The following is a 7,886-nucleotide window of genomic DNA, read 5'->3' on the forward strand; positions in this document are numbered from 1 at the left end:
AGAGCGGCCTTCCCAAAACGGCGTCCTGTTACGAGAGCATGTTCCAGGGGCTTGTCAGGAAGTACAACAAGCACCACAAACCAGAAGAAGCCCTGCCGAACATCACGCCCCATACCATGCGCCATACCTTCTGCACACGCCTCGCCCACGCTGGGATGAACCCCAAGGACCTGCAGTACATCATGGGCCATTCCAATATCACCATGACGCTGAACTATTACGCTCATGCGGATTACACCTCCGCAAAGGCGGCGATGGACAAGCTGGCGGCGTAGTAGTAAACCGCCGTTTCTACTACGGTTTTACTACTTTTCAACGCCAAGTGAGGCTCCGAAATGCCATGATATGCGGGGTATCTTCCGAAACGCAAAATGCCGGAAATGCTTGATATTCCAAGCCTTTCCGACATTTGCGGAGATTTGAAAAGATAATCAGAAAATCGGTAGAACTTTTCTGATAAAAAACATGGAGAGAGGAAATTGTGTAAGGTAACCGTAAAATCTTTCGGCGTATAAAAAGGCCGCCATCTCAGCGCACAGGCAATGAGATGGCGGTCGGCATTTTCATTATGGTTTTGGACTTTTGCATTACTGGGGTGCGTTCACCGGGAGGAAAGATTCCGCCCAAGCCTCATCCGTCTGGCTCAGCCCCGGTGCGTTGTTCAGGAGCCAAACCAGGTAGCGGTAAGGGTCCAGGCCATTCTCCTTTGCAGTTTCAATCAGACTGTAGATCACAGCGCTGGACTGGGCGCCGGCGGGGGTGTTGGAAAAGAGCCAGTTCTTCCGGCCCATGACAAAGGGCTTTATGCTGCGCTCGGCACGGTTGTTGGAGAGCTCCAGCCTGCCGTCCTCCAGATAGCGTACCAGGTAGGGCCACTGCTCCCGCAGATAGTGCAGCGCCTTGCCCAGGGCAGACTTGGGTGCCGTTTTGGCGCTGGCCTCATTTGCCCATGCCAACAGAGCGTCCAGAACCGGTTTCTCCAGTTCCAGCCGCTTGTTATATCGCTCTTCCGGTGTCAGGTCCGCGAGAGACTGTTCCAGCTGAAACAGCCGGGTGCAGTAACACTCGCCGGTTGCCGCCAGAGAATCCTGCCGTTTCTCTTTGGGCAGCGTCTGCAGCGCTTCGTCAAATTTTCGCCTGGCATGAGCCCAGCAGCCAACTACCCGGATGTTCTCGGGCAGTTTGTGGTACCCCTGGTAGCCGTCCGCGTGCAGCCAGCCGGAGAAATCCTTAAGGAATGCCTGGGCGTGCTCCGCCTTCCGGCTGGGCTGGTACTCATACAGGACAATGGGATACTCAGCGCAGCCGCTGGTCCGGTAGAGCCACATATAGGATTTGCTCGTAGATGTCCTGCCCGGTTCTTTCAGCACCTGCAGCGTGGTCTCATCCCCGTGCAATACAGTCTCCTGGCATAGCCTCCGGTGCAGTGCATCATACACCGGCCGCAGCCAGGTGTCCGAGGCCTGCAGGATCCAGTTGGCCATGGTCTGCCGGGACAGCTTCAGCCCCTGCCGCTGAAACTCCTGCTCCAGACGGTACAGCGGCGAGTACATGACGAATTTCTGCGTCATGATATGGGCCACCGCCTCTGGGGAGGCAAAGCTGCCCGGGCAGAGCACCGGCTGTTTGGGTGTTTTCCGGAGATTGCCTTCGCCTGTTTCCGCCTCGCACTGTTTACAGGCGTAGGTGTAGTACACATCCTCCCGGATCCAGAATCGGGCCGGCTCCATCTTCAGGCTCCGGCGCACCTCTTTGCCAATCTCCTCCATCACGGCGCCGCAGACATCGCAAATGCGCTCTTCTTCGGAAAGACGGTGCTCTACCACTTCCGTAGGGGTGCCCTCCGGCACGATATCCAGCACATTGCCGCTCTGCCGCTTGCGGGCATGGGCCTTTACCGCCACCTGCTCCGCTGTGGCGTTCTTGGTCCCATAGGCGTAGGCCTCCGCCTCATTCGCCATGAGAGACAGCTGGTCCATCAGCCCCTCCTGGAGCCGCTCTGAGGATACGCCAAACTGCCGTTTCTTCGCAAGACCAAGCCGCTCCAAAAGCCATTGGTTCTGGAGGTTTAACTCTTCATATTCCGCCCGTGAGATGGTCACCATTTCCGGGCTGCTTACGGCAGTATTCTTCTTGCTTTCCATAAGAAAATGATACTACAAAACAGAGCGAAAAACCAGCACTTTCAGCACTTCCCGGTATTAGATCACGCTCAGGCCGGACACCGCTTTGTTTGCCTTGGGCAGCTCGGTCTTCAGTCCCTCCATCAGCCAGCGGTACTGTTGGGGTGTCAGGGCCTGCACCTCCTCCGTGTTCCTGGGCCATGGAAACTGCCGCTCTCCAGGCGCTTATACAACAGCAGAAACCCGTCTCCCTCCCAATACAGCGCCTTGATCCGGTCCCGCCGTCTTCCGCAGAACAGAAACAGCGCCCGCTGAAAGGGGTCCATCTGGAACTGGCTCTTTACCAGATTGGCCAGTCCATCAATGCCTCGCCGCAGATCTGTGTATCCGCAGGCAATGTACACCGGGCAGCTGCAACTAAAATCGTTCAGCATGACTTTGCTGCCTGGAGAATTGCCTGCAGTGTGTCCTTATCCGCTCCCTCGTAGACCTGGATCCGCACACCGCTTACCTCCATGGCTGCTACGATATACCCGGAGGGCTGGGTACGCTCCATGACCGGCACCTCTGCGAAGGTCACCTCCTGGAGTTCTTTCAGGGCCTGAAACACCTTCCTCTGCCAGGAGAAATAGGTGGATACCGCTATCCCATTTTCCTGGCGCCATTGACCTACCGGCAGCCCGCTGCTCCGGCAGGCCTCCACACGTCGGCTCCATTCCGCCAACCGGTGTTGTTGATTGGCTCTCTGTAAACTCTCCATTTGCTCCATGCCTGCACCTCACTATCTTGGAGTCTGGGACACTCTCTGGTACTATCTTGTACTACCATGCACTTCCTTAGACTCTTATAGTTTGGCAGAGACATTTTACCCTGACAAGTCGCCGACTGTTTTTACGCTTACGTATCACAATTCCTGATTGTGTTAAAATTTCCGGTTGATCACCCATGTATGGGGCTTTGTGTGTCCATCAGCAGTCTTCCCCTTACGAGGACATTGCCCCGGTTCTGGCCGCCCTAATTGGGCTGTACGAATGACCCTTTTTCCACACCAGCTACACATATATTCAATTTTTTGGTTTGCCACTTCAACTCACCTCAATCAAGGGTTATCTCTCGACGGACAAAGGAGGAGTCTTGTTGCTGCTTTTTGGCTATATAAAGCCGGTCGTTAGATCCATCCAAATCTACTGTATATATTTTATTGCATGAGATCAAATAGTTTAAAAAGAAACGGGCAAAGTTTCTACTTTCCAGCGGGAATTTGCACAGTAAATTTGCTTGATTGCATATCTGTTCAAATTCACATTCTGTTGCTGCTCCAGCCGTTAAAAAGAGCGCCTCACATCTATCCATAAACGATTTAGATAAAATGTAGACTTGGCCATTGCTTAAACTGAATTGAAACAAAAGCGATTTTTCGTACAGGAATTTCAACAAGGGCGTGGTAAGCGATTCTTGAAACCGGATTGCACACGAAGAGCAGTGCTCTTTGAATTCGGCTATACTGAGTATGGTAGTCTGGCCGATGCGCTTAATAACTCGCTTATAGAACGATATTGATACAGCATACCCCGAAGATGTAACTTCAATTAACCCCGAGCGTTTCATTTTCTCCCAGTCATTTGAAACAGAGCCTACGCTGTCAATTCCGAGTTCATCCAGTCTTTTTAACTCTGCACGATAGCGTCTCTTTTCTAAAAAAGTTGCAATGCTGCCAAGTACAATTAGAATCGCTAAAATAACGAGAATCCACGGAAGAAGTTTTGGGAAGAAAGAAAGCAATTTCAGCAATGGTGGTCCTAGAAAAACAATAGCAGCAATAATCAGAGCAATTCCAATAATGCCCAATATTATCTTTCCTAGGGCATCAATAACTGCTTTTAATATGCCAATGACAATACAAATTACTATTATTGAAATTATTAAATTAAGCATAGCTTAACCTTCTCTGTCTTCTGGCGGTTCAATGGATAATTCTAACTTTCCGGCTTTTCTCAATTCTTTGCATTGGGCATCGGTATCCCAGTCTGAAAACCGATCGCTGTCAACATTTCCGTTCTTTTCCTTGACGATCCATTTTTTATCCCAGGTCTGAAAATAAAAGACAGCAGAAAGGCGAATTAACGTAACCTCGCGGGGTCCATTGCCTTCTAACCCTAGTGTCATTTTACCGCCAATATAATGAAGCCTTTCTTTGCAGCTAATATCTTGAATGTATTTATCAAAATAATAACTTGTATCCTCTAGGAAGCGTCGGAAGGTAATTGGGGTTCCATTGAACAATATGCTTAGGAAATTATCTAGTCCAGCGGAAATCAAGCCTAAAAGATCCCCTTCACTCCAGGCAGTTTTTATTTTTTCTTTGGCCTTATTATTCTGGTTTTCGGATTGAATCATGATAATCCTCCCTATATTTATGCACTTTCAAGCTGCATTTCCAACTCGTCGGTAATATCCAGTTCCTCGCAGGCTTTTGCCTTTTCCAGAATGTCAGAAGGTACCTCGCTTTCAGATACCACTCTGGTAATGGTTGTTTCCTCCCAATGCTGATCCACTTTGGAATAATGCCTGGAAATTTCCTTAATGCCTTCATACATTTTTTTGATAAAAACCTTACACCCATATACAACGCCCGATACTAATTGCCGAACTTTTTCGACCGCTTGCCTAAGAAAGGAAACAAGGTCTTTCCAGAACGATGCCACAATACCGATCAGAGCTGCGCCTAAAAGTAAAGGAATTAAAATCATTGTTGTCACACTCCTGATTCAAATTTGTGTTTTAACTCTTCGTCGCTAATAATGCGTTTTGAAACAGTGATATCTCCGCCAAAGTTTGCTTTTTTTGCATCAAGACAATGCTGGATCGCATCTTCAAACCGTTGCTGCAAAATATATTTTTCTTGGTTTCTCGCCGCGCCTACTGCAGCAGAAAATACTGCATTGGCAATGTCACTGCCACTGATGCCTGAATACTTTCTTGCAAGGTATGAACAATCTACTTGGCATGGCATCTTACTGGGGATATAGGCTCTCCAAAGCTGTTCACGAAGCGTTTCGTCAGGAAGATGAAATTGAATATGATATTTAATTCGCCGCAAGAATGCGGCATCAAAATTTTGAATAAAGTTTGTGGCAAATAAGATAACCCCCCGGTACTGATTCAAAAGATTCAAAAGAACAGAACGGGTTTGGTTAACACTTACATCTGTCGCGGAGGTCATATTGGTAACACGCTTACTAAGTAATGCATCAGCTTCGTCAAAAAAGATTACGGCATTCTGCTCTTCTGCAGCTTGAAATAATCTGCTAAGATTTTTTGATGTCTCACCGACATATTTGGACTCAATTTCAGCATAGTCAACACAGATCACCATTGCATCAAGCGCATCAACGATTGCATGGGCAGCCATAGTTTTGCCTGTTCCTGGTGGTCCATATAAGTTAACAGCTAAGCCATCTTGTGATGCAAAACGTTCTTCTAAGCCCCACTTATGAAAAATCAGATCGTGATTTTGGTGATAGGAGATAACATCCAAAAGTTGGTTTGATGTTGTAGAATCCAATATGAGATCTTTCAATGTATATCGCGGATGGATTGGAACCCATTGGATATTCACTTGTTTACTTTGCGATGGATTGGGCAACAAGGAGTTGTCTGCTTTTGCTTTGGACTGGTCGCAAATTGGTTTTAGCGGCATACATTTCGGGCTATGACAGCCCTCACTTCCTTTCCGCATTAGTTTTGGTAGCGTGTAGGTTATCTCTTTAGAAAAAGGCTATCCTACACAAACTTTTAGCGATTCATATTTAAAAGAATACCATATATATCTATAGATGTAAATAATCCCAGAGTATTTTGCTAAAGTTATAGCAAAATGAATGGGAGTATCGTTATGGAGATAGGCAAACGCATTATGGAACTGAGAGAAGCTGCCGGCTGGACTACCAACCGTCTGGCCAATCTGTGCGGGCTTTCCCAGAGCTTCCTGCGCTCAGTAGAGCTAGGTGAGAAAGGCATCTCGGTGGAAAACCTTCAGCTGATCTGTGATACCCTGCATATCTCTCTGCGGGATTTTTTTGATGTTCCATCTGACCAGGATACGGAGCAAGACCGGCTGCTGCGTCAGATCACCAAACTCACAAGCGAGCAGAAACTGGCATTGATTTCTTTCTTAGAGACGATAGCTAAATAAATAGGGGTTCCCGTCAGTACGGGAACCCCAGATAATCCAGCAGGGCGTTCTTGCTGATCCTCCACTCCCGGCCTACCTTGACGGCCGGGAGTTCTCCGTTCTGGATCATCCTGCGGATCTGCTGGCGGCTGGTTTTGAGCAATGCTGCCGCCTCCTTCACCGTCAGGACCTCGCTCATGCCCAGGGATCCTGTTGGAAGCTGCTGCTGCTTTTGGGCTGGTAGCCCCGCTGCTCCTTATAGATGGCGTTGTGCAGTTTCCGCACGTCCGACTTGAGAAAGCCCCAGTTGCCGAATTGGTCCTCTACGGGGCCGACGGCATATTTGTCAGCGTACTGCCTCAGTTCTGGTTTGTCCATCTCAAAGAGACGGCACAGTTCCGGAATGGTATAGAACTCTTTCATGTCGTGATAAGGAATATACTTCATTGCAGATACCTCCACATAGAGTGATTTAGGAACGGCAGAGTCAGCAGCAAGTACTTGAGTGTAAATCACCGTTCCTTATACTAATGTTAGTGATCTCGTTGCATTTCACATTATTTCGCGATTTTTACCTGTAAATAATATCGCTCCAGTTGTTCCTCTATCACGGTACGCAGACAGGGAATCCCCTGCTTCTTTCTGCTGGTCAGCGTCACAGGATTGACCTGAAGCTCATCAAATTGTTTCATCAGAGAACGGAACTTCCGGGCGTCAACAATACTATAGGCTTTTTTCCACTTCTGAGCTGCGGTGTCCAGTCCGGCGCCGCGGCTCGTCTTTTTCAGCAGGAACAGCATCTGTTCTTTGGTATCTGAGTCAAACTTACTTTGTTGGATCTTTCGTTCTGCCTCCGGATAGGACAGGTGCATACCGTCAGAAGGAAACAGCTTGTCCAGAAATTCGCGCATGGCAGCGCAGACCTTGTCATATCCGGCCTTAAGCATGGTATAGAGGTCATCCTTGCGCTTTAAGTCCAGCTTTTCCAGGAATGCCTCCCGTCTCATGCTGACTTCCAGCCGGAGGATTCTCTCCTTCCTGTACTTCTTGGGACAACGGTCATTCTGTGCAAGCTCATAGACTTTGTCATAGACCTTGAACGAGAGCTCCTTGGTGCTGATTTCAAAGAAATAGCCCTGTTTTCCCTCTATTTCACGGCGTTTATAGTGTCGTGGCAGCATAGATTTGCGGAATATGCGGATCAACGAAGAGAGATCCGTATCCCGGCTGAACCATAGGTCTGCCGTCAGGTCCATACGGCTGAGACTGAGCTCATCAGGTTTCAGGATAGATTCTCCATGATCGCTCAGATGGATCTCATCCATGATGTTACCAATCTGTCTCTGCAATGCAGCAGCGTTTTTCCTGGTGGGCTGATACAGCTCCAGCGGCTGATAGGATCCTGCTAACAGGGTGGATGGATTGACTGCAAAGGAGATGCCGTTGGACTTATTATGGCTCTGATGCAGACGCATACGGATACCCTGATCCACCAGATAGGTGCTCTTCAAATGCCGGTCAATGGAGTAGGAATCGGAATAGATCTGTTGGATGGATCTCTGGTCCACCAGGTGATCAATGGTCTTCTG

The 7,886-nt window shown here is 48.6% G+C and carries 12 protein-coding genes; 2 read left to right on the forward strand and 10 right to left on the reverse strand.

The features are described from left to right. Positions 1-275, forward strand: a 275-nt coding sequence (locus tag B5G34_RS17945; RefSeq protein WP_162609532.1) for a tyrosine-type recombinase/integrase, incomplete at its 5' end; no start/stop codon positions are given. 312 nt (positions 276-587) lie between these two features. Here B5G34_RS17945 and B5G34_RS17950 read toward each other — a convergent pair. The 7 genes from B5G34_RS17950 to B5G34_RS17980 all read right to left on the reverse strand — a co-directional run bounded on the left by B5G34_RS17950 (position 588) and on the right by B5G34_RS17980 (position 5,772). Next, positions 588-2,144, reverse strand: coding sequence for an IS66 family transposase (locus tag B5G34_RS17950; RefSeq protein WP_204245986.1), 1,557 nt, complete (start codon positions 2,142-2,144; stop codon positions 588-590). 146 nt (positions 2,145-2,290) lie between these two features. Further along, positions 2,291-2,557, reverse strand: a complete 267-nt coding sequence (tnpB, locus tag B5G34_RS17955; RefSeq protein WP_204245987.1) for an IS66 family insertion sequence element accessory protein TnpB — start codon at positions 2,555-2,557, stop codon at positions 2,291-2,293. After that, entirely contained in the window at positions 2,551-2,892 is a 342-nt protein-coding gene (locus tag B5G34_RS17960) for a hypothetical protein (protein ID WP_087340628.1), read from the reverse strand. Before B5G34_RS17960 ends, tnpB begins: the two co-directional genes overlap by 7 nt. A 326-nt stretch (positions 2,893-3,218) precedes the next feature. Continuing rightward, positions 3,219-4,058: a hypothetical protein gene (locus tag B5G34_RS17965; protein WP_087340630.1), complete on the reverse strand. Its 840-nt coding sequence runs from the start codon at positions 4,056-4,058 to the stop codon at positions 3,219-3,221. 3 nt (positions 4,059-4,061) lie between these two features. Continuing rightward, positions 4,062-4,520, reverse strand: a complete 459-nt coding sequence (locus B5G34_RS17970) for a hypothetical protein (RefSeq protein ID WP_087340631.1) — start codon at positions 4,518-4,520, stop codon at positions 4,062-4,064. A gap of 17 nt (positions 4,521-4,537) precedes the next feature. After that, positions 4,538-4,873: a hypothetical protein gene (locus B5G34_RS17975; RefSeq protein ID WP_087340633.1), complete on the reverse strand. Its 336-nt coding sequence runs from the start codon at positions 4,871-4,873 to the stop codon at positions 4,538-4,540. Positions 4,874-4,878: 5 nt separating this feature from the next. Then, on the reverse strand, positions 4,879-5,772 hold the full coding sequence (locus B5G34_RS17980; RefSeq protein ID WP_162609533.1) for an AAA family ATPase: 894 nt from the start codon (positions 5,770-5,772) through the stop codon (positions 4,879-4,881). A 246-nt stretch (positions 5,773-6,018) separates the two neighbouring features. Between B5G34_RS17980 and B5G34_RS17985 the strand changes: the two genes are divergently transcribed. Then, positions 6,019-6,318: a helix-turn-helix transcriptional regulator gene (locus B5G34_RS17985; protein ID WP_162609534.1), complete on the forward strand. Its 300-nt coding sequence runs from the start codon at positions 6,019-6,021 to the stop codon at positions 6,316-6,318. Positions 6,319-6,331: 13 nt separating this feature from the next. Here B5G34_RS17985 and B5G34_RS17990 read toward each other — a convergent pair whose 3' ends face one another. From B5G34_RS17990 to B5G34_RS18000, 3 genes are all read right to left on the reverse strand, one after another. Beyond that, entirely contained in the window at positions 6,332-6,496 is a 165-nt protein-coding gene (locus B5G34_RS17990; protein ID WP_087340640.1) for a helix-turn-helix domain-containing protein, read from the reverse strand. After that, positions 6,493-6,744, reverse strand: a complete 252-nt coding sequence (locus B5G34_RS17995; protein ID WP_087340642.1) for a hypothetical protein — start codon at positions 6,742-6,744, stop codon at positions 6,493-6,495. The genes B5G34_RS17990 and B5G34_RS17995 overlap by 4 nt, the downstream gene beginning before the upstream one ends. A gap of 110 nt (positions 6,745-6,854) precedes the next feature. Then, a partial coding sequence (locus B5G34_RS18000; protein ID WP_162609535.1) for a phage/plasmid replication protein occupies positions 6,855-7,886 on the reverse strand: 1,032 nt, incomplete at its 5' end.

This window comes from Flavonifractor sp. An82, from assembly GCF_002159265.1.
Classification (GTDB): Bacteria; Bacillota; Clostridia; order Oscillospirales; family Oscillospiraceae; genus Flavonifractor.

What these genes read in the sequence shown, in the direction of transcription:
- B5G34_RS17950 (WP_204245986.1), bottom strand. Translation starts at nt 2,144, where the DNA reads ATGGAAAGCAAGAAGAATACTGCCGTAAGCAGCCCGGAAATGGTGACC.
- tnpB (WP_204245987.1), bottom strand. Translation starts at nt 2,557, where the DNA reads ATGCTGAACGATTTTAGTTGCAGCTGCCCGGTGTACATTGCCTGCGGA.
- B5G34_RS17960 (WP_087340628.1), bottom strand. Translation starts at nt 2,892, where the DNA reads ATGGAGCAAATGGAGAGTTTACAGAGAGCCAATCAACAACACCGGTTG.
- B5G34_RS17965 (WP_087340630.1), bottom strand. Translation starts at nt 4,058, where the DNA reads ATGCTTAATTTAATAATTTCAATAATAGTAATTTGTATTGTCATTGGC.
- B5G34_RS17970 (WP_087340631.1), bottom strand. Translation starts at nt 4,520, where the DNA reads ATGATTCAATCCGAAAACCAGAATAATAAGGCCAAAGAAAAAATAAAA.
- B5G34_RS17975 (WP_087340633.1), bottom strand. Translation starts at nt 4,873, where the DNA reads ATGATTTTAATTCCTTTACTTTTAGGCGCAGCTCTGATCGGTATTGTG.
- B5G34_RS17985 (WP_162609534.1), top strand. Translation starts at nt 6,019, where the DNA reads ATGGAGATAGGCAAACGCATTATGGAACTGAGAGAAGCTGCCGGCTGG.
- B5G34_RS17990 (WP_087340640.1), bottom strand. Translation starts at nt 6,496, where the DNA reads ATGAGCGAGGTCCTGACGGTGAAGGAGGCGGCAGCATTGCTCAAAACC.
- B5G34_RS17995 (WP_087340642.1), bottom strand. Translation starts at nt 6,744, where the DNA reads ATGAAGTATATTCCTTATCACGACATGAAAGAGTTCTATACCATTCCG.